Raw genomic sequence first — 25822 nt, forward strand, 5'->3', positions numbered from 1 at the left:
CCATGCCCCAGGCGGCTCCCCGCACCTCGGCCGTCCTCTTGCTGTGCGCTGTGTGCATGGTCCTCGAGGGCTACGACGTCATCGCCTTCGGCGCCACCCTGCCGCACCTTCTGGCGGACTCTGGCTGGGGATTGACGTCCCGTCAGGCGGGCTTCCTCGGCAGCCTCACCCCCATCGGCATGCTCTTCGGCGCTCTCCTCATGGGATGGGCCGCGGACCTGATCGGCCGCCGACGGCTCGTCCTCATCAGCGTCTCCCTGTTCTCGGGGGCGATGCTCGCCTGCGGAATGGCGCCGAACGCGGAGCTCTTCGGCGTCAGCCGATTCGCGGTCGGGCTCGGTGTCGGAGGGGTACTGCCCACCGTCGCGGCGCTCGTCTACGAGCATTCCCCCGACCATCGCCGCAATCTCTACACCACCCTGGCCTTCGCCGGAGCGGGAGTCGGGGGCGCCCTGGCCGCCGTCATCGCCGCCACTCTCGTACCCGGCCTGGGCTTCCGCTTCGAGTTCCTGGCCGGGGGGCTGGCCGCGCTGATCGTGCTGCCTCTCGCCTACTTCCATCTGCCCCGTTCGGCGGATCTGCCCACAGCCGGGCAGGCGGCGGCCGAGTACTCCGGTCCACGGCGCTTCGCCGTCCTGTTCACCCGCCCCTACCTCCTCACGACAATCACGTTCGGCGCGGCGATGTTCAGCGCGCTGCTGGTGGTCTTCGGCCTGTCCACCTGGCTGCCCGTCCTCATGCGAACCGCGGGATACCCCCTCGGATCGGCACTGACCTTCCTCGTCGTCCTCAATCTGGGCACAGCCGTCGGTCCCGTCGTCATGGGCAAGTTGGCTGACCGGATCGGCTCTCGGCGGGCAGTGATCATCTCTTTCATGACGGCCGTCATGGGCGTCGCCACGCTGAGCCAGCCCCTGTCGATGCTGCTGGTGTACATCGCCGTGGTCCTCGCCGGTATCGGCAGCCTGGGCACCCAGATCCTGCTCAATGTGTACATCGCCGGCAGATACCCGGCCGAGTTCAGGGCGACCGCACTCGGCACCGCCCTCGCCCTGGGCCGCCTGGGCGGGATCGCCGGCCCTCTGTACGGAGGAGTGCTGCTGGACTCCCACCTGCCGTCGGCGTGGAACTTCTACGCCTTCGCGCTGCCCGCGGCGGTCGGAGCGCTGCTCATCGTCTTCCTGCCGCATCCCCGGCGGGAGTCCGAGCGGCCGATCAGCCTCAACGTCGTCAGAGATCCGGTGTGACCAGCCAGGGCCGACGCCCCCGCCCCCGTGATCACCGGGCCGACCCGCTGTGCGGGCCCCAAGCCGATCGGAGAAACGCAGTGCACAGCACCATGCAGGGAGTCGGGCTCCAGATCCGCAGACTTCTCGAACACGGTTCCCGCATCCATGGGGACTCGCGGATCGTCACCGCGGGCCCGCACGGCCCGCGGTCCGCCACCTTCGCCGAAACAGGCCGGAACGCCGCACGTCTGGCGCATGCCCTGCACAGCCTCGGAGTGCGCGGCGGCGACCGCGTGGCCACCTTCATGTGGAACAACCAGGAGCACGCGGAGGTCTACTTCGCCGTGCCGGCGATGGGGGCCATCGTGCACCCATTGAACATCCGGTTGTTCCCCGAGCAGGTGGAGTACATCGCCGACCACGCTCAGGACAAGGTCGTGATCGTCGACCACACCCTGGTCGGGACGCTGGCGTCCATTCTGCCGGGAAGCAAGGCCATCGAGCACGTCATCGTCAATGGCCCCGCGGACCTCTCGCCCCTGGACGGCCTGGGCGTCGAAGTGCACTCGTATCAGGAACTGACCGCCAACGCGCCCCTCTCCTACGCGTGGCCCGACATCGACGAGAACGCCCCGGCCGCCATGTGCTACACCTCGGGCACCACCGGCGGCCCGAAGGGAGTGGTGTACAGCCATCGTTCCGTCTACCTGCACGCGCTGGCGAGTTCACTGCCGGACGCCTTCGGACTCTCGGAACGGGACCTGGTACTGGCCATCGTCCCGCAGTTTCATGTCATGGCCTGGGGACTGCCGTACGCGGCATTCCTCACCGGCGCCTCGCTGGCCATGCCCGACCGGTTCCTCTCGCCGGAACCACTGGCCGAGTTCATCCAGGCGGTTCGTCCCAACAAGGGTGCTGGCGTCCCGACCGTATGGAGCGGCCTGTTGCAGTACGCGCGCCGGCAACCCGGGACCGATCTGTCTTCCTTGCAGGAAGCCGTCGTCGGCGGCTCAGCCATGCCCGACTCCCTGATGCGGGCGTTCGCCGAGGAGCACGGCGTGACCGCGCTGCAGGCCTGGGGAATGACGGAGATGTCGCCGCTGGGCACCATCGCCCGGCCACCGGCCACTGCCCACGGCGATACCGAGCGCACGTACCGGCTGACCCAAGGCCGCTTCCTGGCACCGGTGGAAGCCAAAATCATCGACAACACCGGCGCCGAACTTCCCTGGGACGACGCATCGGTGGGAGAGCTCCTGGTACGAGGCCCATGGATCACGGCGACCTACGTCGGCGACGGGGAACCCGACCCTGACAAGTTCGACTCCGGCTGGCTGCGCACGGGCGACGTGGGGCGCATCTCGCCGGACGGTTACCTGACACTCACCGACCGGGCCAAGGACGTCATCAAGTCCGGTGGCGAGTGGATCTCCTCCGTCGAACTGGAGAATCACCTCATGGGCCACCCGGCGGTCGCCGAGGCAGCCGTGGTCGGGGTGCCCGACGACAGGTGGGGCGAGCGGCCGCTGGCCGTGGTCGTCGCGGCACCGGGCCATGACGTCACGACGCAGGAGCTGCGGGAGTTTCTCAGCAGCCATATCGCACGCTGGCAGCTGCCGGAACGCTGGGCCTTTGTGACGGAGGTGCCGCGTACGTCGGTTGGCAAGTTCGACAAGAAGGAGCTTCGGCGCCTGCATGCCGACGGACTGCTCTCCGTCACTGTTCAGTCCTAGCGCCGGCGGCGGCAAGGGGCTGTTCCGTCCAGATGGTCTTTCCGGTATGCCCGTACCGGCAGCCCCAGCGGGACGCGAGCTGGGCCACGAGGAACAGGCCGCGACCTCCCTCGTCGGTGGTACGAGCCCGGCGCAGCCGCGGCTGAGTGTTGCTGGGGTCGGAGATCTCGCATACCAACACGTCCTCGCGGATGAGCCGCAGCCCTACCGGCCCGCCGGCGTAGCGGATGGCATTGGTGACCAGCTCACTCACCAGCAATTCGGTGGTGAACGCGACGTCCTCCACGTCCAGCCCCCAGGCCGAGAGCTGGCGGGTAGTGGCCTCTCGGGCGCTTGCCACCTGGGTCAGGTCGGCGGCGAACTCCCAGCTCGCGACGTTGTCCGACGGGATCGCCCGGGTGCGGGCCAGGAGCAGGGCGATGTCGTCCCGGGCCGGGGCATCGCTTGTGTCGGTGAGCAGGGAGCGGCCGATGTCGTCCAGGGTCCGACCAGGGCCACCAAAGGCGGCGAGATCGTCGGTCAGTTGCTGGATTCCGGCAGCGAGATCGTGATCTCCGTGTTCGACCAGCCCGTCGGTGTAGAGAGCGAGGATGGATCCGGGCGCCACATGGGTCTCGGCGACCTCGAAGGGCATGCCCCCCACCCCGAGGGGAGGCCCAGGGGTGACGTCGATGTCCCGCACCGTGCCATCGGGCCTGACCACTATGGGAGGCGGATGACCCGCGCTGGCCATCGTGCAGCGTCCGGTGACGGGATCGTAGACAACGTACAGGCAGGTCGCACCGACCGTGTCCTGCTGTCCATGAGGCGCCTCGTTGCCGAGTTGCTGGACGAGGTCATCGACATGCGTGAGGAGTTCGTCCGGCTCCATTTCCAGGTCGGCAAGGGTATGGATGGCGGCCCGGAGCCGTCCCATCGTGGCGGTGGCCGGCAGGCCGTGACCCGTCACGTCCCCGATGATGAGGGCGACCCGCAGGGAAGGCAGGGGGATGGCTTCGAACCAGTCTCCGCTGATGTCGGCCCCATTTCCGGCGGGCCGGTAGAAGCCGGTGGTTTCGGCCGCTGGAGTGTCCGTGGCGGCGCGGGGAAGCAGGCGCTGTTGCAGGACGACTGCTTCGCGGTGCTCGCGGGTGTATCGGCGGGCATTGTCGACGCTCAGCGCACCGCGGCTGGCGATCTCCGTCAGCAACTCCGCGTCCGCCTGGTCAAATGGCTCAGGCCGACTGGTCCGCCAGACCACAACGGCTCCGAGCACGAGCCCTCGGGCGAACAGAGGTGCCGCCACCAACGAGTGCCCGTGCTCGGGAATCAAGAACGCGGCCAGTTGCGAGTCGAAGTCGATCATGGCCATGAAGGCCGTCCGGTCCGGTGCCACCACGGTCTCGCCGTGCTGGACCCTGCGCAGGACGGGTACGTCCGGCATCGGCGGCTCATCGCCGAGTTCGGGGGGCCAGAGCCCGGGTGGCCAGGGAGCGACCGATGCCGCGGCGGCCCTGCGCAGGTGCCACTGTCCCGGGCCGGCCAGTTTCGGAGGCTCGTCACCCTCGAGCACGGCTTCGGCGAGGCTGACCCAGGCCAGGTCACCGAGTGCCGGGACGAGAACGTCAACCAAGTCCTGAGCTGTGCGCAGGACGTCGAGGGAACGGCCGACCCGTGTTGCCGCCTCATGGCGCAGATCCAGGTGGTAGCTGGAGCGCTGCTGCTCGGTAATGTCGGTGAACAGGGTGGCGAGGCCGGTGGGCTGCCCCTTCGCATCCTCCAGTCTGAAGGCTGACAGGGACAAGCACCATTCTTTACCGGGCCCGCGGGGCGTCCGAACACGCTGCTTCCGATCGATCATCGGGATGCCGGTGACCAGTACCCGCCGCAGCGCTGCCGCGGCGTCCGGATCAGAGATGATCTCGCGCAGTTGGCTGTCGACCACCCGGATCCCACCGAACATATCGGGGGTGACGTTGCTGTGGAGGGTCATCAGGTCCATGTCGTGGATGCCGAGCCCCACCCGGTCCTGCGCCAGAAGCGCGCGCACGACAGCCTCGTCCCGCCCCCAGCCGGTGACGCGGAGCGTGGGCGCGGCCAGGACGAGGAGGTCGGATGTGCCGTCCAACGGCAGTACGTCGAAGGCGACGTCAACCGCGCGGCCGGAACGATGACGCAGCAGCGCCTGCCCCGCGCTTCCGGGCCCGCACGTCGGATCCGATTGCTGGACGAGCAGTCGCCGGAGCGAGTGACCGCAAACGTCCGCGGGGGAGCGGTCCAGCAGTCGCGCAGCCGTCCGGGACCATCCCCGCACGATGCCGTTGCCATCGACCAGGGCGGCCGCCACGTCGCCGAACGGGAACGCTTCGCCTCGCTCATGATCGCTGAAGGAGTTCATCTCGCTCCTCATTAGCGATGCTACCTGCCCGGAACACTGCATCCATTATGTCCAATCTGGTGGCATATGTTCCATGGATGGGCGGCATCCCTCGCGCGGCGAACGGCTCTGGGTGCCTCGGTCCGCGTCGACGGCAGGGTGAATCGCTACTTAGGGCCCACGTCCGATGACCCTCGGTGTGCTCCCATTGTCCAGGCCGACGGCATAAGAGGTCGTTTATGCATGCATAGAAAAAGCGATAATTGCCTTTATGTATGCAGGGGCCTACCGTTCGGTGTGAGCAAGGCCGCAGTGCGGAGAATGCTGGAAAAAGACATTGCACGGCCTATTCGTCCTGCCAGTCGCTGAGCGCGCCAGCATATTGAAGCACACACTGGGTGCGCCGGACCAATACGTTCTTCGAACCTGGCGGCGATCTTATGGCCTCATCGAAAGGATCGTCATGATTCCTGAGCGAGCACCCGGAGCCAGTCAGCTCAAGGTAGATCTGCGCGACCGTGTCGCTATCGTCGCTGGGGCCGGTCGCGGTATTGGAGCTGCCGCGGCGCGGACCCTCGCCACGGCAGGGGCCGCGGTCGTGTGCGGAGCGCGTTCGCGGGACGAACTCGACGCACTGGTGAAAGAGATCGAGGAGGCGGGAGGGGAGGCGACTGGTGTTTGTGTGGACATCGCCGACCCGGACTCCGTGGAGGGTCTTGTGCAGGCGGCGGTCGACCAATACGGTCGCCTCGATCTCGCCTTCAACAACGCCGCAGCGCATGCCGAAGGGCCGTTGCACGAACTGACCATCGAGGATTTCGACCGGGTGGTCGGCGTCAATCTGCGTGGCACATTCATATGCCTCAAGCACGAGATCAGCGCCATGCTGTCCAGTGGTGGTGGTGCCATCGTCAACACGGCATCGGTGGGTGGCGTTATCGGCGAGAAATTCATCTCTCCGTACATCGCCAGCAAGCATGGCGTCGTCGGACTGACCAAGGCTGCGGCGCTCGACTACGCGGACCGCGGCATCCGGGTCAATTGTCTCGCGCCCGGCGCGACCCGTACGAGGATGCTGTTGGACTGGCTCAGTACCGACGAAATGATGGAAGCGATAGTTGGCAAGACCCCGATCGGCCGCCTCGCGGATCCGCAGGAAATCGCCAATGTAGCGGTCTTCCTGCTCTCCGACGCCGCGTCCTTCGTCACCGGTGCGACCTACTTGGCAGACGGTGGACTGGTCGTCCCCTAGCTTGGCCCCTTCTTCGCTCATACAGATTCACAACCATCACCCTATGTCTCACTCAACGACGAGGAGTACTCATGGAATTCGCAGGCAAGATAGCGGTGATAACCGCCGGAGCCGGTGGGATCGGCCGTGCGTGCGCCGCCGCGCTCGCCCACCAGGGCAGCACGGTGGTGATCGCCGACATTGATGCCGCGGGCGCCGCGCAGACTGCCGAGGAGATTCGCGCTCTGGGCCGTGAGTCGGTCGGTATCCGTTGCGACGTCACAAGCGACCGCGATGTACAGGCGCTGGCCGATCAGGTGGTCGAGCGGTTCGGCCGCGTGGATCTCCTGCACAATCACGCGGGTATCGGCGTGGCCGGGTCTCCTGACCAGATCCCACTTGAGGAGTGGGAGCGGGTGTTGCAGTTCAACGTCTTGAGCCAGGTGCGCGGCGTGATGGCCTTCCTGCCCCATCTGAAGAAGACCCGCGGGCACGTGGTCAACACGACATCGAGCCTCGGAGTCGTCGCCGGGCATCCGATCTCGCCGATGGTCGCGCCGTACATCACTTCCAAGAACGCGATCGTCGGTATGACGCAGTGCCTCGCTGAGTGGCTGCGGCCTCAAGGAGTTGGGGCTTCTCTGCTGGCTCCAGACCACACCGCGACAAATTTCGATAACACCGTCAAGTTCTACGGCGTTCCGGTGGATCAGGGCGATGATGGTGCGGCAGCCATCGAGGACAAGGTGCCCTACGGAATCCAGCAGCCGGAGGAGATCGGCCGGGCCTACGTCGAGGGGCTGCGCGAGGGCCGTTTTCTGCTCTCCTCGACACCGGATGTCGCGGATATGCTCCGTCGTCAGGCCGAGGGCCTGCTCGACCCGAGCGCGCTTCACGGCGTCTACGCTTAAGCCCCTTCATCCACCGGTTCCCCCTTCATGAAGCGAACTCGGCGATCCGCGTCGCCGGGCGGGATTCCCATGACCTTGGGGCTATCAAGGTCGTGCTCCTGCCTGATCGGTAGAGATTTCCGGTCGACGTCGTCACACCGCGATCGGACTGGAGAAGCCGCTCATGCACCTGTTGGTGACCCATAAGCAAAGCATCGCTGAGAATGTCGTCGCCTTGACACTGAGCGATCCCGATGGCAGTCGTATCGATGGGCCCCGAAACGACTTCCCGCTGATACCCGCTCGCCGGTACGTGTTCATCGCGGGCGGGATCGGCATCACGCCGATCCTGCCCATGGTGTCGGAGGTGGAGCGTTCGGGGGCCGAGTGGCAGCTTTACTACGGAGGGCGGCGTCGCGCCTCCATGGCGTTCCTGGACGAGCTGGCCCGGTACGGGGACCGGGTGCACGTGTACCCGGAGGACGAGCAGGGCTTGCTTCCCCTGTCCGCGGTGCTGAGGCGTTCGAGGTTCGTCTGGCACGGTCCGGCCACACACTCACGGTTCCGCCGGGCAAGTCGATCCTGGAAGTCGTCGAGGAACGCGTGTTCGGTCAGCCCAACGTGCTGAGCGCGGAGGGGCAGACGCACGGCGAGCTGCGGCGAGTGATCGACCCGCCACTGCTCCAGGAGCCGGGCCACGCTTGCGGGTCCACTTTCTTGGGTCTGACGACCCGACCCGAGCGGCTCGGTCGGGTCGTGGAGAATCCCGCCTCTCCCGAAGGCCGTCGCAGAGGGGCTGCGCTGGTTGTCGCCGCTGTTCAGCGGGGCCTCCAGGGTGCCGAACCGCGACATTGAGCTGTCCGGCGTGCGGCTGCGTCAGGGTGACACGGTGTGGCTGTGCTACGGCTCGGCCAATCACGACGAGGCCGAGTTCGACCGGCCGGAGATTTACGATTTCGACCGTCCTGCGCATGGTCGTCTGGCATTCGGCACCGGCCGCCACGCCTGCTCCGGCAGTGCCTTCGCACCACAGATCGCACGCATCGCGCTGGAGGAGTTGCTCGCTCGCCATCCCCGCATCCGTCTCGAACCCGATCACGAAATCATCGTCCGCGGGTGGATGTTCCGGGGTGCCACCGAACTACCCGTCCGCATGCCGCGCTGACCACGGAAGAGCCGGGCAGCGTCGCGATATTCGCTCCGCGCTCGATCGGTCGAGGAAGCAGAGACGTTCAGCGCACCACCCCGGCCGGACGGGCGGGGAACCGCCGATGGCGACCGCGAACGGCCGCCATCGGCGAGATGACCCGACGCCGGTGGGGCGGGTCACTTACCGCAGAGGGCAGTGTCGACGAAGTCGACAACGTGGTCCGCGGCGGTCTGCTGACCGGCCTGGTCGGTGGGTAGGGCGTTGGGCAGCGCGGTGACGGTGACCGAGACGGCGCGGCCGTCTTCGGTGGCGCCGCCGCGGGTCTCGTAGCCGGGAATGTCACCGCCGTGGCCCCAGACGAGGCCCCCGCAGCTCAGTGGGGTACTGATCAGGCCGAGTCCGTAGCGAGCCCCGGGCCAGAGATCGGAGGCCGGGACGGTGGTGCGCATCTGCTTCAGCTGCGCCGGCTTGAGGAGCTTGCCGCCGAGCAGAGCGGAGTAGAAGCGGTTGAGGTCGCTCGGGGTGGCGATCATCTGTCCGGCGGCCCACGCCCAGGACGGGTCCATCTCGGTGATGTCGCGCATCGGATCGCCGGGCTTCGGCACGTGATAGCCCCGCGGATGAGGTCGCCGAATGTCCTGGTCGCCGATGCCGGGGAAGTAGGTGTGGCGCAGCCCGGTGGGCTTGATGACCCGCTGCGTTATCTCCTCGGCCACCGGGCGGCCGGTGACTTTCTGGATGAGCAGGCCCGCGAGGAGATAGTTGGTGTTGCTGTACTCAAACTTGCTGCCGGGGGCAAACTTCGCCTTCTCGGCCAGCGCCAGGTCGAGCAGGTCGCGCGGTTCGGTGTAGGTGTGCCGGCCCTTGAAGAAGTCACCGCCCATGGCCGCGACGTAGTCGGGCAGGCCGCTGGTGTGCTGCAGCAGCTGCCGCACCGTGATGTGGCGGCCATCGATGCCATCGCCCCGGACGAGCTTCGGTAGGTACGTCTCGACCGGTGCGTCGAGGCTGACGCGGCCTTCGCCGACCAGCTGCAGGACGACCACGGCGGTGAAGCTCTTGGTGGTGGATCCGATGCGTACCTGTCCGTCGGCCGGCACCTTCGTCTTGTCTTTCCGGTCGGCGACGCCGGCGGTGTAGTCACGGGTGCTGCCATCGCGTCCGCGGACAGCGGCCAGGGCCGCGGGAAACGCGTCGTCGCGCACCAGGCGGTCGATCCGCTGCCGCACCACATCGTGACGCTGGCCGGCCTGATCCCCGGACGCCGACGCCGACGATTCGCAACCCACGATGAGACTGCCCAGCACCGCCAGTACGGCCGTCGTCTTGGCCGCTCGTCGGTGCCTGAACGGCGACGAGGTGTGAACAGACCGTACAGCGTGGCGATAACGGGACACGAAGAACACTCCTTGCTGGTGCCCTGCCCGGCAGGGCGGGGGTTGAGCCGTGATGAGCCATGGGGCTTCTCCGGCTGCTGTGGGGGGTGAGGGTGTGCGGTAGCCGGCGGTGCGGCAGATCACGCGCACCGCGCGGTACGGGCGATGTGACAGGTCGTACGGGTACCTCAGCCCGGCAAGGCCGTGCTCTTCGTGGCTGTACCGGGGACGGTCTTGCCGAGCATGCGGCAGACCGCGGCGTCCACCAGGGGCCGGTACATGGCGGCGACCTTCGGTTCGCTGAGGCCGAAGACGGTGGTGGTGAGAATGGCGACGGTGCGGTGGCCGGTGCTGTCCGTGTAGTTCTGGCTCGCGTAGCCGGGGATGCCACCGGTGTGTCCCCATACGGTGCCGCACGGGGTGCGGACCTCTTCCAGACCCAGCCCGTACCTGGTGGCCTCCGGCGCGGTGGGGTCTTCCGGGACGGTTGTGCGCATCTGCCTCAGCTGAGCCGGGGGCAGCAGCTCGCCGGACATCAAGGCGGTGTCGAAACGCGCCCAGTCGGCCGCGCTGGAGACAACGGCTCCCGCGGCCCAGGCCCAGCTCGGGTTGATCCCGGTCGTGTCTACGTGGTCGTCGTGGCTCGGACCCGCGAAGGACGTCCCCGGGGGCATGCCGGGAGGCAGCAGGGGGCCCAGATGAGCGGCGTCGGGTTCATAGCCGTGCGCGTGCGTACGGTCGTCGCCGGGCCGCCAGGCGGCAGTGGTGGCGAGGTAGGTGTGGGTCAGACGCAGCGGCCGGACGATCCGCTCGTCGATCAGGTCGGCCACGCTACGGCCGGTGGCCTTCTCGAGCACCATGCCGAGCGCGATGTAGTTGGTGTTGCTGTACGACCACTTCTCGCCGGGAGTGAACAGCGCCTGGTGCCTGGTGGCCAGCGCGAGCAGTTCTTCGGGGGTCCATTGCCGCTGGTCCTGGCCGGTGACCGAGGCGAGGCCGGCGGGGTCGTCGGTGTAGTCGTACAGGCCGCTCGTGTGGTTGAGGAGCATGCGTAAAGTGATCGCGCGTCCGCCGGGGACCAGGCCGGGCAGCCAACTCTCCACCGAGTCGGTCAGGTTGACCTGGTGCTCAGCGACAAGTTGCAGGATCAAAGTGGCCACGAGCGTCTTGGTGTTGGAACCCATGCGGAACTCGTCGTCCACCGCGAGCTTGTGGTCGGCCACGGTCCAGGGGGCCTGCCCGGCAAACTCGACAGCCGGACCACGACCGTCGTCGATCCGCACGGCCACTCCTGGAACACCGGCGTCCACGGTCTGCCGGACCAGCGTGGCCAACTGGTCCGGTCGCGCCGCTACCGCGCCGGCGCGACCGGTATCGGCCGACCACGCGTCAGCCCGCGCCGCCTCGGTCCGCACCGGTGCGGCCGAGGCCGCGGCCGCCGCGCCGGCCGTGGTCAGGCAGGTGGCCAGGGTCAGCGTCAAGGCTGCCCGCAGACGGCGACGCGACATCGGCGCCCGTTCAGTCATGAGATGTCTCCGTGGGGTGAGATATGGTCCGACCGGGTCGATGATGAACGTCGAGGCTGGACCGGTGTCGTACAGTGATCACTCTGGTTGACAGTGGCCGCCCCGGCGATCCGGCCAGCAGCAGCATGCGGGGTGGGGCTATCCCCACTCGGTCCCAGTTCAGGCTTCGGCGGAGTAGTGGGGGCGCCACGCCGGACCATGGTCCGAACCGCATGCCCCCCTCTTTCCGCCCCGAGCCGACCCAGGGCCAGGCGAATAGGTTGGTCGACCGATGTGGCAGCGGTCGTCACGCGTGTGGAGCCCGCCGAGATCATCGAGGCGGGCAGCACGGTGGTCGCACTTGGACACCGTTCGACCGTGGTCGGGGTCAGCGTCCGATGTGGTGGCCGCCCTCGGCGGGGATGACGGCGCCGGTGGTCCAGCGGCTTTCGTCGGACAGCAGGAACAGGGCGGCGCGGGCCATGTCGTCGGCCAGGGCGATCTGGTTCATCGGGGACTTGGCGGCCAGTTGCTCCTGGAATTCGATGGGGAGCATGTCCCACATCTCGGTGCGGGTGGAGCCCGGTGCGAGGGAGTTGACGCGCACGTTGGAGGAGGCCAGTTCCAGGGCCGCGCTCTTGGTGAGCCCGTTGACGGCCCACTTCGACGCGACGTACTCCGAGATGCCTGCCACTCCCACCATGCCGCCGATGGAGGAGACATTGACGATCGAGCCGCCCCCGGCGGCGAGCAGCGCGGGGATCTCGTGCTTCATGGACAGGAAGACGCCCTTGGCGTTGACCTCCATGACCCGGTCGTACATATCGGTGTTCTTCTCGTGCAGTGGTGTGCCGTCGCTGGTGATGCCGGCGCTGTTGAGCGCGCCGTCGAGGCGGCCGAACCGCTTGACCGCAGTGGCTACGGCGGCTTCCACCGTGGCCTCGTCGGTCACATCGAGCGGCACGGCGATGACCTGGTTGTCGGCGGTCGACATCTCAGCCGCCAGCGCCTGGAGGCGGTCGGTGCGCCGGGCGCCGGCCACGACGTGTGCCCCCTCGGCGGCGAAGCGACGCGTGGCGGCTTCGCCCATGCCGGCGGACGCGCCGGTGATCAGGATGACCTTGCCCTCCAGCCGGCGGGCCTGGATGGTCACGGGCGCGGGGTGGTGATTGGGGTGGGACGACATGATGGTGTTCTCCAAACGTAAGAGATATGGGTGACGCGCAAGCGAGCTCAGTGGCCGAGCGCGGTCTTCAGTGCCTGAGCGGCCGTGGGCCAGACCATCTCGCGGCTGACGCGGCTGACGAGAAGCGCGGCGTCACTGTCCGCGACGCCGTACCCGCCCTGCCAGGTGATCGCCGTCTGCCCGTCGGCGGGCTGCAGCGAGACGGTGGTGCGGGAGGTGGAGACGGGGATGGGTGGGTCTCCCTGGAAGCTGTAGGTCAGCGTCATCCGGGCGTGATCCAGCTCGTCAAGACGCTCGGTCACCGTGCTGCCGTCGGTGAGCGACAGTTCACGTACGGCACCAGTCCGTCCGGACGTACCGGCCGCCAACCGGCTGCTCTTCACCTGCGGGTGCCAGTGCATGTCCTCGAAGGCAGCCAGGAGTTGCCAGACCGTTTGCGGGCCACTGTCTATGACAGCGGTGTATTCGACCGTGATGTCCACGTCAAATCCAGCTTCCGCCGTTGACGACAAGGGCCTGTCCATTGATCCATTCGGCCTCCGGCAAGGCGAGGAATCGTGCCACGGAGGCGATGTCACTCGGCTCACCAAGGCGTCCGGCGGGCGCGGAGGCGGCGACGTACTGCCTCATCTCAGGACTGAGGGCGCCGTCACCCGCAGCGAGGAAGCCGTCACCGACAGCGCCGGAGTGAATGCTGTTGGCAGTGATGCCCCGCGAGGCGAGTTCCTTGGCCAGTGTGCGGATGGTGGCGTTGGCGCCGTTCTTGCTGGTGGCGTAGGCACCGAAGCCGGCGCCCGCGCTCTGGGTGGAACTGCTGGAGATATTGATGATGCGACCGCCGTCGGACAGCCGGCGGGCAGCCTCCCGCAGTACGTAGAAGACCGCGCGGGTGTTGACGGCGAGCACGCGGTCGAACTCGGCGTCGGAGATCTCGGCCACCGGCTGCAGCCGTGAGGCGACGCCGGCGTTGGCAACCACGATGTCCAGGCCGCCGAAGTGTGCGATGGCCAGGTCGAACAGCTCCTGCACACTGCTGCTGCGAGTGAGATCCGCGGAAAGCGGCAACACATCGACACCGAGCTTGCGGATCGCCTCCGCGGCCTCGTGTGCCTCCGTCTCCCGGCTGCGGTAGTGCAGGACGATATTCGCCCCCTCCTCCGCGAGCGCCTCGGCGATGGCTCGGCCGATGCTGCGCGGTGCCCCGGTGACCAGGGCGGTCTTTCCGCCCAGGCGGCGGCCGCCAGGGCCGCGCGGCCCATTCGATTGATGCACGGTGACGCTCCTCGAGAATGGCGGCTGCGGATCGCGGTCGCCTCCACATCACCGTGCCCTCCATCCGCTGCCGACACGAGAGGCCGCTTCTGCCTAGGACTGACAGGGCGATGCTCACCCGCTGTCTCCGGGCGCCGCGAAGAAGCCGCACACCTCGCCGGACTGTCAGTGGACTACCTCGCCCGGTCGCCGCCGATCCGCTGGCCACGCGCTGCTCGGCGACATGCTCGGTGAACCGGCACGCCAACGCAAGCTTCTGTGGCGGCACTTCACCGACCTGCGCAAGACGAGCCCCCGTGGGTGGGAGGAGGTTGTGCGGTCGGACGCGGAGGCGACGTTCGACTGCGCCCCGGCGGGCAACATCGGCCCGGTCGCGGACGCCTTGATGGACGCCCTCGGCATGGATTTCACCGTCATATGCCCAGCGCTGCCGGTCAGCGGCCGAACCGTCCGCGACGGCCGGCTCTTCGTGGGCGATGCGCCGTTGGACACCGCATGGCCGGCTGCCATACCCGACTACAGTTCCTGAGAGGACAGCGATGAGTGATGTCGAGCTTCAGCACCGTATGGTGTGGGCGGACGACCTCCGGTTCCACATCGTGGAGGCCGGTGAAGGGCCCACGATCGTGCTGGTCGCCGGTTTCCCGCAGAGCTCCTACGCGTGGCGGCGCCTGATGCCGCTGCTCGCGGACCGTTTCCATGTGATCGCCGTCGACCTCCCTGGACAGGGGGACTCCGACAAGCCGGTGGACGGCTATGACACCCTGACGACCGGCAAGCGGCTGCGCTCGCTGCTGAAGGTCCTCGGTGAGGACCGGTACGTGCTGGTCGGGCACGACATCGGCGCCTGGGTGGGATACGCCTACGCGCATCAGTTCGCCGCCGACCTGCGAGGAGTGGTGCTCCTCGACGGCAACATCCCGGGTGTCACGCTACGGCCGACGATCACGCTCGGCCCGGACAACTGGCGGAACTGGCACTTCCTGTTCAACCCGGTCCCCGACCTGCCCGAGGCACTGCTCCAGGGACGCGAGCGCATCCTCATCGAATGGTTCTTCAGCAGGAAGACCGCCAACTGGCGAACCACTTTCAGCAACGCCGACATCGACGAGTACGAGCGCGTGTACCAGGCCCCGGGCGGACTGCGGGGCATGCTCGGCTACTACCGCGCGGTCCTGGAGGACATCGAGCAGAACACCCCGCTGATGCAGAAGAAGATCGACGTCCCGGTACTCGCCCTCGGCGGTGAGGTCGGTTCCGCGCCGGATCTCCACGAGAGCATGCAGCCGCTGGGCCACAACGTGCACGGTGGCGTCATCGCAGGCAGCGGTCACTACATCCCGGAGGAAGAACCCGAAGCGCTCGCACGGGAAATCTCCGACTTTGTCAACGATCTCAAGGCATAGCGCGCGGATCGTCCCTGGACGACCGCCGGATCGCCTATTACGGGAAGGTCGGCGCAGACGTCGACCTGGTGGCCGCGTGTCTGTGTGCGCAGCGTCATGACGACGGACTATGCGCGTGGTAGCCGTTGGACCCGCCTGCGTCCGCAGTGATCAGCAGATGGGTCATGGATTCCGTACGGGATCGCCTCGCCCGGTCCCTGCCGGTCCAAGAACTCGTGCGTCTTGACCAGGACTGCCGCCGTGCCCCGAGCTCCGGGGCTCGGCCCCCAGTATCAGCCGCCGCTGTCACTCATCCAAGTGCGGGTACGCCCGAACTGCACAGCGAGTGACCACGGACCTCATCGGAGACGCTGATATCACAACAACGAGCCGCACCCCGCGAAGCAACACCTTGATTCTCTGCCGGTCCTTGGTCACAGGAGCGGATCCTCCCACTGCTCCAAGAGGGACTCCACCGTCCCCTGTGTGCCTGCCGCGCCGTCGTCGAGAGTCTGCTCGGCCCAGATCACCTTGCCGTTCGGCGTGTAGCGGGTTCCCCAACGCTGCGCGAACTGGGCGACGAGGAACAGGCCGCGCCCGCCCTCGTCGGTGGTCTTGGCACTGCGCATATAGGGCGATGTGCTGGAGCCGTCGGACACCTCGCAGATCACGGTGCGGTCGTACAGAAGGCGAACGGTGATGGGTTCGCTGCCGTAGCGGATGGCGTTGGTGACCAACTCGCTGAGGATCAGCTCGGTCGGGAAGGCGGTCTCCTCCAGCCCCCAGTCGGCCAGCTGCCGGGCGACCCGGCTGCGGATGGGGGCGACGGCGGCAGGGTCGGCGGGTACGTCCCAGGTGGTGACCCGTGTGGAGGCGAGCATGCGGGTTCGGGCCATCAGCAGTGCGATGTCATCGCTCGGATCGTCGGGTACCAGTGCGTCCAGTACCGCCTGGCAGGTGTTGTCCATGCTGCGGTCCGGATGGCCTGCCAGGGCGCTGCCGAGGAGTTCGAGACCCTCGTCGATGTCGCGGTGGCGGTCTTCGACGAGGCCGTCGGTGAAGAGGGCGACTTGGCTGCCTTCGGCAAGCTGGAGTTCGACGGCCTCGAAGGGCAGGCCCCCGAGGCCGAGGGGCAGGCCGGCGGGCAGATCGGGGAATTCCACGGCGCCATCGGGATGGACGATGGCGGGTCCCGGGTGTCCGGCCCGTGCCATGGTGCATCGACCGGAGACCGGATCGTAGATGGCGTACAGACAGGTGGCCCCCGTGGCTCCTTCGCCCGCACTCTCGGTCGTCCGGTCCTGGTCGATTCTGGCGACCAGCTCGTCCAGGCGAACGAGGAGGTCGTCGGGGGCCAGGTCGAGGGCCGAGAAGTTGTGCACCGCGGTGCGCAGCCGCCCCATGGTGGCCGCTGCGTGCAGTCCGTGCCCGACAACGTCGCCGACCACCAGGGCGACTCGGGTGCCGGGCAGCGGGATGATGTCGAACCAGTCGCCGCCCACACCGGCCCGGGCGGGCAGGTACCGGTACGCCACTTCCAGAGCGCTCTGCTCGGGCATGCCACCGGGAAGCAGACTGCGCTGCAGGGTGACGGCCATGGTGTGCTCTCGGGTGTAGCGGCGGGCATTGTCGATGCACACCGCCGCACGGGCGGCCAGCTCCTCGGCGAAGGACAGATCCTCCTCCCCGAAAAGCTCGGATTGGTCAGCGCGCCAGAAGTCGACTGCCCCCAGCACCACCCCGCGGGCCTGCAACGGCACGGTGATCAGCGAGCGCACGCCATAGTTGAGGATCCTTTGGGTGCGTTCCGGGTCCTGAGCCTTCCAGCCGGGCGCTGCATGAAGGTCGGCATCGAGGGTCGGGCGGCCGCTCGCCATACCCAACGCCGTCGGCGCCGCGGGGACAAACCTGACAAGCTCACCCACCGGGTAGAACGGCGGATCCTCCCGGATGCCGCAGAAGGCCGTACGGCGCATCTCGCTGCTTGGCCCGACCGGCTCCTCACCGCGCAGAACGGGGTCAAGGAGCTCTACGGTGACGAAGTCGGCGAACCCAGGGACTGCCACTTCGGCCAGTTCCTCGGCAGTGCGTACCACATCGAGGGTGGTGCCGATGCGGACACCGGCGTTGTAGAGCAGTTGAAGCCGCTGCCGGGTCTCCTCGGCCCGGTCGGCGAGCGCATGCAGCTCGGTGGTGTCCCGCAGTGTCGTCACGCTCCCCGGCGGCCCCCCTTGACGGTCGGTCGGCCGAACATTGACCGCCAGTAGCCGGTCACCGGCTGGGCACACCTTGTCCGTGGCCTCACGACCGGAGAGCAGCAGCTGCGCGATTCCAGGAGCCAGGCCAAGGTCGGTGACCGTCCGTCCTTCCACGTCCGCGGGCAGCTCTAGCAGCCGTCGGGCCTCGTCGTTGGCCAGCAGCAGCCGCCCGTCGCCCCGGACGATCACCACCCCTTCGCGAACCGCGTGCAGTACGGCGTTGTGGTGGTCGTACATCCGTGTGATCTCGGCCGCGCCCAGACCGTGCGTCTGACGTCGCAGCCGCCGGCTCGCCAGCACGGAACTGCCCGAGGCGAGAAGGAGTGCACCCGCCGCCGAACCCAGCACCACCGGCAGTTGTTCTGCCACCATGGTGTTCACCCTCTTCATGGTGATCCCGGCCGAAACCAGGCCGACCAGCTTGCCGTCCGGCCTGGTCACGGGCACAGAGGAGGTCATGCTGACGCCTGTCACCGTGGGGAAGCTTCTGATGAAGGGCCGATTGGCCCGCGCGGCGTCGAGTGTTTCCTCGTACGGGCCGACGATGTGCTTCCCGATTTTCTTGGGGTCGGGGTGCGTGTACCGGATTCCAGCCGTGTTCCACACCACGATGTAATCGAGGTGGGCGTCCTTCCGGGCAGCCTCGGCGAGCGGCTGCAGCACGTGCGTGGGATTCCGGTCGGACAGGGCTTCGATCATGCCGGGCGAGTGCGCGAAAGCCTCGGCTGCGGCGAGTGTCCGGTCTCGCGCATCCCGGGTGCTCTCGCGCCGAGCCTGCAGCACAAGGGCTGCTACCGCGGCGGCGACGAGCAGGACAATGAGTACGACCTGTAGGACCAGCATTTGGCTCGCGACACTGCGCGTGTCAAGCAGGGAGCGAAGAGAACCGGTCGCTGAGCGTGCCTCTGGTGATGTCAGACCTTTTTTACGCCGAGTAAATGAGGGGAAATTTACTTGCATAACGCATTTTTACCACTCCTCGGACTTTTGGTGACTACTGCCGACGCCGGTCGGATACTCCTGGATGCCTGGGGTCGGATAGTCGGCGCCTTTCACCTTTACGTCCGGGCTCGTGACGCACTGGGGTGCACACGGGCAGAGGCGACTGTCCTTGTTCCCGTGGTCGGCGCTCAGCTCTCTGTCGAGTGCGGGGCCTTGAGGCCGAATGCCCCGTAAGCCGTACGTGCCCGCTCGGATCCGAGAAAACACACCAACTCCGACGCGGGGGACCACTCCGCCGCAGTCGTGGACGGCGCGATGCTGAACTCGGTGTCGTGCGCGGCGTCGGCGGGGAAGGGGCCGACCACATCGACGCCGGGGACGGTCATCAACTCACTCACCTGCTGCACCGCCAGGTCTGCCCTGCCATCCAGCAAGGTGGCGGCGGCGAAGCCCTTCTGCACAATCGTGGCCCGTGCGTTCACCGCCTCCGCGATGCCGAGTCGGCCCAGCAACTGAGCGAAGTAAATGCCGCTGGCCCCCGTTCTGGAGTAGGCGACCGAACGGGCGTCGAGCAATGTCCGCACCAGGTCGTCGACGGTCGCGATCAACGGTCGCGGCGTCCGCGCCCGGACGGCGAGTCCGATGCCCGTTCTGGCAACCGGCAGGCGCGCCCGACCGTCGACGGTTCCCTGAGCCGACAATTGCCGGATGTCATCGGTAACGGCGATCAGGACATCGGGGACCTCTCCGGAGTGGATACGCTCCAACAGCACCGATGTCGGATCGAAGTCCGGCTGGACGCCGATGCCCGTCTCCTCGGTGAACTCTCTGAGCAATCGCTGTTCCAGGGCGGCTTGCACCGCCAGGGTGCTGAAGAGGGATACCTGCCTACCAGCGGAGTTCTGTTCGCGCATGGCTCCTTCACCCTTCCTCTGTATGGATGAACCGCGTCAGCCACCCGAGCCCCTCGGCGGTACCGTTCGCGGGACGGTACTCACAGCCGATCCAGCCCGCGTAACCAAGCGACCGCAACCGGTCGAAGACGAAGTCCCAGGCGATCTCCCCGCTGCCGGGCTCTGCCCGCCCGGGCACGTCCGCGACTTGGAGGTGCGCGATCGACGGCAGGAACGTCTCCAGCCGGGTGGTGATGTCGCCTTGCTGAACCTGACAGTGGTAGACGTCGAAGAGGATGCCGACCCGGTCGTTGCCGATGGCATCTACCACACCCGCGGCCTGCTCCTGGGTATTCACGAGATATCCAGGAATGTCGCGGGAGTTGACAGCCTCCAGGACCAGCCGGACACCGGCCGTGGAGGCGAGCTGCGCGGCCCATGCGACGTTTGTGACGTATTGCGAGAAGGCCGTGTCCCGCTGGACCTCGGGTGGCCTTACTCCGGCGCGCAAGTGGACCAGCGGGCACTCCAGCTCGACCGCGTAGTCGAGCGCTTTGGTTATGCCGTCGCGGAACTCCCGCACCCGGTCGGGCAGACACGCCGTTCCCGCGAATGTGGAAGTTCCCGGAGGCCCCACCGGGCTGTTGATCAGCGCTTGGCACAGTCCCGCCTCCTGCAAACGGCGTCGCAGCGTGAGCGGTGAATGGTCGTACGGCGACGCATACTCGACGGCACTGAATCCGGCCTCGGCTGCGGCGGTGAAGCGTTCCTCAAAGGGCACTTCACCGAAGAGCCAGCCCAGGTTCGCGCAGAAGCGCAATCTCTTGTCCACTGGGGTCACGGACCAGTGACTGCGGCGACGACTTCGATCTCGACGCAGGCACCGTGCGGGAGTTGAGCTACCCCGATGGCGCTGCGGGCGTGCTGTCCGGCCTGGCCGAGGTTTTCGATGAAGACTTCCGACGCCGCGTCGATGACCCTTCCGTGCGCCGTGAAGTCCGGTCCCGAGGCGACGAATCCCGTTATCTTGAGGATGCGCTGGAGTCGGCGTCCTTCGGTGAGTTCCCGGTTCAGGACATTGAGGCACGCCTGTGCGCAGAGCCGTGCCGCCTCGCGCGCGGAGTCCAGGTCGACATCCGCCCCCACTTTTCCGTGATAGGCGATCTGACCGTCCTTCCGGGGGAGCTGGCCACTGACGTACGCGAAGCCTTCATGTACCACAAGCGGGGTCACATAGCCGCTGGGGGCGGATGCTGTCTTGTTCGCTGTTGTCATCGTCTACTCCCTATGCCTTGAGATCGTTGACAAAGTCGGAGATTTCCCGTGCGAGCGCTTCGGGTTCTTCCTCCGGGATGTAGTGACCGCTGCCTGCGATGACGCCACCGTGCACGTTGTGGCCCAGCGGCTGCATGCTCTCGTGGAGATCCGGCGCGGAACCGACCTCACCGCCGAGGGCGAGTACCGGGACGTCGATCTTCTTCTGCATCAGGGGGGTGTTCTGCTCGATGTCCTCCAGGACCGCGCGGTAGTAGCCGAGCATGCCCCGTAGTCCGCCCGGGGTCTGGTACACGCGCTCGTACTCGTCGATGTCGGCGTTGCTGAAAGTGGTTCGCCAGTTGGCGGTCTTCCTGCTGAAGAACCATTCGATGAGGATGCGCTCGCGTCCCTGGAGCAGTGCCTCGGGCAGGTCGGGGATCGGGTTGAACAGGAAGTGCCAGTTCCGCCAGTTGTCCGGGCCGAGCGTGATCGTCGGCCGTAGCGTGACACCCGGGATGTTGCCGTCGAGGAGCACCACTCCTCGCAGGTCGGCGGCGAACTGATGCGCGTAGGCGTATCCCACCCAGGCGCCGATGTCGTGCCCGACCAGCACGTACCGGTCCTCACCGAGGACCTTCAGCAGCGAGCGCAGCCGCTTGCCGGTCGTCAGGGTGTCGTAGCCGTCCACCGGCTTGTCGGAGTCCCCCTGTCCAGGGAGGTCGACGGCGATCACATGGAAACGGTCCGCGAGCAGCGGCATCAGGCGCCGCCACGCGTAGGAGCTTTGCGGGAAACCGGCGACCAGCACGATCGTGGGTCCTTCACCGGCCTCCACGATGTGGAACCGGAGGTCGTCCGCCCACACCATACGGTGCTGGAGCTCGATATCACTCATCGCTGTCCTCTCAGGAACTGTTGTCGGGTATGGCAGTCGGCCATGCGGTGCGGTAGGCGCGCCCAGGAAGCCGCCCACGAGGAGGTGGAGGTCAGCGACCACGGTCGAGTTGTGAGACCTCTTGGTCGCTGAGAGCGCGAGTCGGTATTCCGCGCAGGAGCAGGAAGAGCTTCGCCGTCTCCTCCAGCTCTTCGATCGCCGCCGCCGCGGACTCAAGAGTCGTGCCGCTGACGATCGGCCCGTGGTTGGCAAGCAGGATCGCGTGGTAACGGGCGGCGAGGTCGTAGATCGCGGTGGCCAGCGCCGGGTCACCGGGCCGGTAGTAGGGGACGAGGGGCAGTCGGCCGATCCTCATGGCGAAATAGGCGGTGAGCGGCGGAACACACTCGACCGGATCGAGCCCGTCCATGCAGGACACCGCCGCCGCGTAGGTCGAGTGCAGGTGAACGATGCCACCGGCGTCCCGTCGCTGTCTGTACAGCGCCAAGTGCAGGAGGCTCTCCTTGGTCGGGCGGTCCCCGCCGACGTGGCGCCCGTTCTCGTCCAGCTTTGACAGCCGATCCGGATCAAGAGTGCCCAGACTCGCGTTGGTGGGCGTCATCAGCCATCCGTCACACACCCGCACACTGAGGTTGCCGCTGGTCCCGGTGGTCAGTCCGCGGGCGAACAAGGATGCGCCCAGCGTGGTGAGCCGTTCCCGTAGCTGAGGTTCGTGCCCTTTCGTGATCAGGTTCATGGCAGCCGCTCCCAGGCGTCGAGGAAGAAGTCGCGCGAGCCGAAATTCCCCGACTTCAGCGCGAGCGCGAGTGGCCGAGGGGTGCCAAGCGTCCACGTCCACGGCACTCCTGGACTGATCTCCGGCCCGATGACCAGCCCGGTAGCGCCAAGTGCCCCTACGACCGCACCCGAGGTCTCCCCGCCGGCGACGATCAACCGGCCGACCCCCATGTCGACGAGGCCCCGAGCGATCGAAGCGAGGGTGTCCTCGATCCGTGAGGCGGTGTCGTCCGGAAGCCGTGACTTCGCCGCAGTGACATTCCGCGCCGGTTGCGTCGCGTGCAGCAGGACCGGACCATCCGCCAGGAGTGGGCGGGCCCAGCGCAGTGCCGCTGTGACGACGTCCTCGCCTCGGACAACCGCGCAGGGGTCGACGGGGAAGGTCGGGTACACCGCGCGCGCCGCCTCGACTTGGGCGTTCGTCGCCGCTGAGCAACTGCCCGCGATGACGGCCCGTGCCCCACCGAATGGCACCGGGGCGTGGGGATCACCGTAGGTGAGACCGTGCGGCCGGGTACGGGGAGTCTCCGCGAGCCCGATCGCGAGCCCAGAACTCGCCGTGACCAGCCGCAGATCGGCGCACGCGCGGCCGATGGCGAGGAGGTCGTGATCGTCGGTCGCATCAACGACCGCGTATCGGATTCCCGCCGAGCGCAACGCGCCGAACTCTGCGCGGATCCGCTCCGGCCCCTGAGCCACGGTTCCGTGGCCGACCAGACCGACTCGCGAGCCAGTCTGCCGCCGCATCAACCGCACCACGTTCGCGTCATCCATCGGCGTCAGGGGGTGCTGACGCATGGAAGTCTCGTCCAACGGCGCATCGCCCACGAAGAGCCGGCCGTCGCGGACGGTTCGGCCGTTGGCCGGCAGCGCTGGACATATGACGGTGAAATCCATGCCGAGGGCGTCCATCAAGGCGTCCGCGACCGGGCCGATGTTGCCCGCCGGGGTGGAGTCGAAAGTCGAGCAGTACTTGAAGTAGTAGCGTTCGCAGCCGATCTCCCGCAGCCACCGCAGTGCGGTGAGGGACTGCTCCACCGCGTCGGCGACCGGCGCCGTGCGGGTCTTCAACGCGATGACGACCGCCTCCGCGCCCGACCGCACAACCTCCTCCCCGGTATCGGGGACGCCGATGACCTGCACCGTTCGAATCCCCTGCGCCACCAGCGCGGAGGCGAGATCGGTACCGCCTGTGAAGTCATCGGCGATGCATCCGAGCAACATGTCCGCGCCCCTTTCCGATCACGTCGGCCGACGGGCCCGCAGGGGGACAGCGGCGGTCACACGGCGCCATGGACAGCCTCCTTCAGGGCGAGGACGGCTGTCTGTGGGGCGGTGTAGACGGGCACGTCCACCCGTGCGCGGACCCGCTCCACCGCCTGCGAGGTGGAGAAATGGGCCAGGACGATGGCGTCGCAGCCGGAGAGCCTTGATGCCTGCTCCGCGACCAGCCGGTTGTGTGAGCCTGCGTCCCCCGCACGCAGCAGCTCGATCGCGGAGTCGACGACGATCGATCTGAGCTTCGCAGGTGATCCCAGACGTTCCGCCTCGGCGGCGAATTCGTCCTCCATGGTCGGGACCGAGGGTGCGAATGTGGCGAGCATCCCGACATCGGTGCCGCGCGCGAGCGCCGCCCGGAACATCGCCTCGTTTGGTTTGACCACCGGCACGGGCAGCAGAGCCGCCGCGCGGTCTATCGCCGGGCCGAACGCCGAACAGGTCGCCAGGATGCCGTCGGCGCCGGTGCGGCAGGCATAGCGCACCAGATCCACAAAACGTTCGGTCAACTCCTCAGCCAGCTCTGTCTGGCGTGCCCGCTCGGTGGTGAGCCCGTCATCGAGCAGATTCGTCAGCTCGGCCTCGGGCCATTCTCTTGCGAACGCGTCATGGACGGGCGCCATGGCGACGGGCGTCGCGTGGATGAGGACAATGCGTGCTGTGCCTGTCATCGCTTTCTCTGCTCTGTATGTCACACCGGTTGCCCGCCCGCTGGCGGGCGGCTGAATCGGCCGGTCAGGAACTCTGTGACAGAACGGCCGTGATGGACTCGATGATCTCGATGTGGTCGTCGAGTGGAAGCCTGTCGATCGTCATCTGCAACTGGCCGAGCCGATCGACACGGCTGTCGTCGATTGCCTGGCCGATGGTGACCGCCGCGGTGAGGATGTCGTGCTCGGACCGTGCGTGGAAGTGCTTGAGCAGGTACGGGGCAAGATCGGGCCGCAGGCTCGCGACCGCCCCGAGCAAACCGTAGGCCCCCCAATTGGCGACACCGGAGACGATCAAGTGGTCGGCGCCGGTCCGTGCGGCGACCAGGGCACCGTTCGGAATGTCCTCCTCGACGATCTCCCGGGGCAGCACACCCATACCGAGCTCGTTGCCGCCGTCACCGATACCGATGGTGGTCCAAGGCGAACTCCAGCCGTCATCCTCGAACAGATAATCCAGCGGCGCGGTGTCATCCGAGATGTCCCACCCGTGCTCGCGGTGCGCCCTCCCATCGGCGCCCAGCGAGCAGCGCTCGATCGCGATGAGGTGGGTGAGCGGCTGCTCCGCCGACTCCAGACGTCCGCGCAGGCTCCGCACGGCGTCGGAGTCCACCGGTACAACCTCCAGTGCGACCCTTCCCGGCAGAACACCGGTGACCGCCCATACCGCCTTGGCGCATGGCGCGTCGGTGATCACCGTGACGGGGATACCGGCCTCGATGAACCCCGCGGCGAGCTGACCCATGCCATTCAGGCCGTCCGTCTCAGGTGACGGCGGTTCCGCGTGCCGGACGAAGAACCCGCACACGATGCCGATGTGCGGCGAGGGGTGGTCCGCTATCGACTGGGCGGCGCGCTCCAGATTCCCCTGCGCGAACGCGACCAGCCGACTGATGTCGCGGCGCACCTTACGTCCGACGATGCCTTCGATCTCGGTGATAGGCGTTGGCATTTATACCCTCCAAGGCGGTGGCGTATACTTAACGTATATATGACGCCTGGGCGTGTCAACCACACTCCCGGACCGGTCGGCGCGCGGTTGAACCCGGCGATAGACCGCTCCCCAACTGTTCACGGAAGGGGTGCGCTGGGAGCCCGGCCCTGATGCCTCGCCCTCCGGGCGATCCGCCACCAGTGGGCCGAAGAGGTCTATCTGCTCCAGGGCGGCCTGCGCGACGTGACTCTCGATGCGACCTTCTCCGCCGGACACTTCACGGCACGCCCCCCGGGCATGGGCCGCGTCGGCCCCGCCCGCCCCACCCGGTATCCGTGTCCCGCCCGGACCGACCGCCGATACCTGGAGCACCGGGCACATGGAAGAAGCGTCGGAATCGTAGGCGCCGCGCTCCCGGGTCACGCAACTTGAACCAGGCACAGAGTTCTGTTGGGCAGAGTCTCCGGCGTGCGGCGGGTCCTCAAGTGCCTGGCTGATTTTCGCCCAGACGATGTAAATATACGCGACGTATATTACTGAGAGTGGCGGCGTCAGCGCCGGGTTG

21 protein-coding genes and 2 pseudogenes are annotated in these 25822 nt (G+C 67.3%); 8 read left to right on the forward strand and 15 right to left on the reverse strand.

Going from position 1 to position 25822, the window contains the following annotated elements:
* Nucleotides 1-2 precede the first annotated feature (2 nt).
* A complete protein-coding gene (locus LIV37_RS40445) occupies nt 3-1247 on the forward strand; it encodes an MFS transporter (RefSeq protein ID WP_148717751.1) in 1245 nt (414 codons plus the stop codon).
* 92 nt (nt 1248-1339) lie between these two features.
* Nucleotides 1340-2962 (forward strand): long-chain fatty acid--CoA ligase, encoded by a 1623-nt coding sequence (locus LIV37_RS40450; RefSeq protein ID WP_214664165.1) that lies wholly within the window; start codon nt 1340-1342, stop codon nt 2960-2962.
* Here the strand turns inward: LIV37_RS40450 and LIV37_RS40455 are convergent.
* Nucleotides 2946-5288: an ATP-binding SpoIIE family protein phosphatase gene (locus LIV37_RS40455; protein ID WP_373920761.1), complete on the reverse strand. Its 2343-nt coding sequence runs from the start codon at nt 5286-5288 to the stop codon at nt 2946-2948. The genes LIV37_RS40450 and LIV37_RS40455 overlap by 17 nt on opposite strands.
* A 493-nt stretch (nt 5289-5781) precedes the next feature.
* Between LIV37_RS40455 and LIV37_RS40460 the strand changes: the two genes are divergently transcribed.
* From LIV37_RS40460 to LIV37_RS40475, 4 genes and pseudogenes are all read left to right on the forward strand, one after another.
* Complete coding sequence (locus LIV37_RS40460) at nt 5782-6570, forward strand: SDR family NAD(P)-dependent oxidoreductase (RefSeq protein ID WP_121823932.1); 789 nt, start codon at nt 5782-5784, stop codon at nt 6568-6570.
* A gap of 71 nt (nt 6571-6641) precedes the next feature.
* Complete coding sequence (locus tag LIV37_RS40465; protein WP_020872836.1) at nt 6642-7460, forward strand: SDR family NAD(P)-dependent oxidoreductase; 819 nt, start codon at nt 6642-6644, stop codon at nt 7458-7460.
* A 241-nt stretch (nt 7461-7701) separates the two neighbouring features.
* Nucleotides 7702-7956, forward strand: a pseudogene (locus LIV37_RS40470) (ferredoxin reductase domain-containing protein); the annotation flags it as partial.
* Nucleotides 7957-8202: 246 nt separating this feature from the next.
* Nucleotides 8203-8604, forward strand: coding sequence for a cytochrome P450 (locus LIV37_RS40475; protein ID WP_121823930.1), 402 nt, complete (start codon nt 8203-8205; stop codon nt 8602-8604).
* Nucleotides 8605-8765: 161 nt separating this feature from the next.
* Here LIV37_RS40475 and LIV37_RS40480 read toward each other — a convergent pair whose 3' ends face one another.
* From LIV37_RS40480 to LIV37_RS40500, 5 genes are all read right to left on the reverse strand, one after another.
* Nucleotides 8766-9986 (reverse strand): serine hydrolase domain-containing protein, encoded by a 1221-nt coding sequence (locus LIV37_RS40480; protein ID WP_121823929.1) that lies wholly within the window; start codon nt 9984-9986, stop codon nt 8766-8768.
* 167 nt (nt 9987-10153) lie between these two features.
* The gene (locus LIV37_RS40485) at nt 10154-11491 is read right to left on the reverse strand and encodes a serine hydrolase domain-containing protein (protein WP_020872839.1); all 1338 of its coding nucleotides are present in this window, start codon (nt 11489-11491) and stop codon (nt 10154-10156) included.
* 367 nt (nt 11492-11858) lie between these two features.
* The gene (locus tag LIV37_RS40490) at nt 11859-12671 is read right to left on the reverse strand and encodes an SDR family NAD(P)-dependent oxidoreductase (protein ID WP_020872840.1); all 813 of its coding nucleotides are present in this window, start codon (nt 12669-12671) and stop codon (nt 11859-11861) included.
* 32 nt (nt 12672-12703) lie between these two features.
* Complete coding sequence (locus LIV37_RS40495) at nt 12704-13138, reverse strand: SRPBCC family protein (RefSeq protein ID WP_020872841.1); 435 nt, start codon at nt 13136-13138, stop codon at nt 12704-12706.
* A gap of 1 nt (nt 13139) precedes the next feature.
* Entirely contained in the window at nt 13140-13928 is a 789-nt protein-coding gene (locus LIV37_RS40500) for an SDR family oxidoreductase (protein WP_020872842.1), read from the reverse strand.
* A gap of 331 nt (nt 13929-14259) precedes the next feature.
* Here LIV37_RS40500 and LIV37_RS40505 point away from each other — a divergent pair.
* Nucleotides 14260-14415: pseudogene (locus tag LIV37_RS40505) on the forward strand (four-carbon acid sugar kinase family protein); the annotation flags it as partial.
* 52 nt (nt 14416-14467) lie between these two features.
* Nucleotides 14468-15334: an alpha/beta fold hydrolase gene (locus LIV37_RS40510; RefSeq protein WP_020872844.1), complete on the forward strand. Its 867-nt coding sequence runs from the start codon at nt 14468-14470 to the stop codon at nt 15332-15334.
* Between the two features lie 413 nt (nt 15335-15747).
* On the opposite strand, the gene LIV37_RS40515 is transcribed toward LIV37_RS40510, so the two are convergent.
* The 9 genes from LIV37_RS40515 to LIV37_RS40555 all read right to left on the reverse strand — a co-directional run bounded on the left by LIV37_RS40515 (nt 15748) and on the right by LIV37_RS40555 (nt 25275).
* Nucleotides 15748-18414: a SpoIIE family protein phosphatase gene (locus tag LIV37_RS40515; protein WP_243146066.1), complete on the reverse strand. Its 2667-nt coding sequence runs from the start codon at nt 18412-18414 to the stop codon at nt 15748-15750.
* Between the two features lie 287 nt (nt 18415-18701).
* Entirely contained in the window at nt 18702-19427 is a 726-nt protein-coding gene (locus LIV37_RS40520) for a molybdate ABC transporter substrate-binding protein (RefSeq protein WP_020872847.1), read from the reverse strand.
* 7 nt (nt 19428-19434) lie between these two features.
* Nucleotides 19435-20247, reverse strand: coding sequence for a hydroxypyruvate isomerase family protein (locus LIV37_RS40525; protein WP_243146065.1), 813 nt, complete (start codon nt 20245-20247; stop codon nt 19435-19437).
* Nucleotides 20244-20681, reverse strand: coding sequence for a RidA family protein (locus LIV37_RS40530; protein WP_121823925.1), 438 nt, complete (start codon nt 20679-20681; stop codon nt 20244-20246). Before LIV37_RS40530 ends, LIV37_RS40525 begins: the two co-directional genes overlap by 4 nt.
* 10 nt (nt 20682-20691) lie before the next feature.
* A complete protein-coding gene (locus LIV37_RS40535) occupies nt 20692-21558 on the reverse strand; it encodes an alpha/beta fold hydrolase (RefSeq protein ID WP_020872850.1) in 867 nt (288 codons plus the stop codon).
* A 91-nt stretch (nt 21559-21649) separates the two neighbouring features.
* Complete coding sequence (otnC, locus tag LIV37_RS40540) at nt 21650-22294, reverse strand: 3-oxo-tetronate 4-phosphate decarboxylase (RefSeq protein WP_020872851.1); 645 nt, start codon at nt 22292-22294, stop codon at nt 21650-21652.
* Complete coding sequence (gene otnK, locus LIV37_RS40545) at nt 22291-23559, reverse strand: 3-oxo-tetronate kinase (protein WP_020872852.1); 1269 nt, start codon at nt 23557-23559, stop codon at nt 22291-22293. The genes otnC and otnK overlap by 4 nt, the downstream gene beginning before the upstream one ends.
* Nucleotides 23560-23615: 56 nt before the next feature.
* Nucleotides 23616-24284: an aspartate/glutamate racemase family protein gene (locus LIV37_RS40550; RefSeq protein ID WP_121823924.1), complete on the reverse strand. Its 669-nt coding sequence runs from the start codon at nt 24282-24284 to the stop codon at nt 23616-23618.
* A 64-nt stretch (nt 24285-24348) separates the two neighbouring features.
* Nucleotides 24349-25275 carry a glutamate cyclase domain-containing protein gene (locus tag LIV37_RS40555; protein ID WP_020872854.1) on the reverse strand — a complete coding sequence of 309 codons (927 nt, stop codon included), beginning with the start codon at nt 25273-25275 and terminating at the stop codon, nt 24349-24351.
* Nucleotides 25276-25822 lie beyond the last annotated feature (547 nt).

Origin of the sequence: Streptomyces rapamycinicus NRRL 5491, assembly GCF_024298965.1 — a bacterium.
GTDB classification, from domain to species: Bacteria; Actinomycetota; Actinomycetes; order Streptomycetales; family Streptomycetaceae; genus Streptomyces; species Streptomyces rapamycinicus.

Excerpts from the sequence above, each read along its gene's own strand:
- LIV37_RS40445 (WP_148717751.1), top strand. The coding sequence starts at position 3 with ATGCCCCAGGCGGCTCCCCGCACCTCGGCCGTCCTCTTGCTGTGCGCT.
- LIV37_RS40450 (WP_214664165.1), top strand. The coding sequence starts at position 1,340 with ATGCAGGGAGTCGGGCTCCAGATCCGCAGACTTCTCGAACACGGTTCC.
- LIV37_RS40460 (WP_121823932.1), top strand. The coding sequence starts at position 5,782 with ATGATTCCTGAGCGAGCACCCGGAGCCAGTCAGCTCAAGGTAGATCTG.
- LIV37_RS40465 (WP_020872836.1), top strand. The coding sequence starts at position 6,642 with ATGGAATTCGCAGGCAAGATAGCGGTGATAACCGCCGGAGCCGGTGGG.
- LIV37_RS40485 (WP_020872839.1), bottom strand. The coding sequence starts at position 11,491 with ATGACTGAACGGGCGCCGATGTCGCGTCGCCGTCTGCGGGCAGCCTTG.
- LIV37_RS40510 (WP_020872844.1), top strand. The coding sequence starts at position 14,468 with ATGAGTGATGTCGAGCTTCAGCACCGTATGGTGTGGGCGGACGACCTC.
- LIV37_RS40515 (WP_243146066.1), bottom strand. The coding sequence starts at position 18,414 with ATGCTGGTCCTACAGGTCGTACTCATTGTCCTGCTCGTCGCCGCCGCG.
- LIV37_RS40520 (WP_020872847.1), bottom strand. The coding sequence starts at position 19,427 with ATGCGCGAACAGAACTCCGCTGGTAGGCAGGTATCCCTCTTCAGCACC.
- LIV37_RS40530 (WP_121823925.1), bottom strand. The coding sequence starts at position 20,681 with ATGACAACAGCGAACAAGACAGCATCCGCCCCCAGCGGCTATGTGACC.
- LIV37_RS40535 (WP_020872850.1), bottom strand. The coding sequence starts at position 21,558 with ATGAGTGATATCGAGCTCCAGCACCGTATGGTGTGGGCGGACGACCTC.
- otnC (WP_020872851.1), bottom strand. The coding sequence starts at position 22,294 with ATGAACCTGATCACGAAAGGGCACGAACCTCAGCTACGGGAACGGCTC.
- otnK (WP_020872852.1), bottom strand. The coding sequence starts at position 23,559 with ATGTTGCTCGGATGCATCGCCGATGACTTCACAGGCGGTACCGATCTC.
- LIV37_RS40550 (WP_121823924.1), bottom strand. The coding sequence starts at position 24,284 with ATGACAGGCACAGCACGCATTGTCCTCATCCACGCGACGCCCGTCGCC.
- LIV37_RS40555 (WP_020872854.1), bottom strand. The coding sequence starts at position 25,275 with ATGCCAACGCCTATCACCGAGATCGAAGGCATCGTCGGACGTAAGGTG.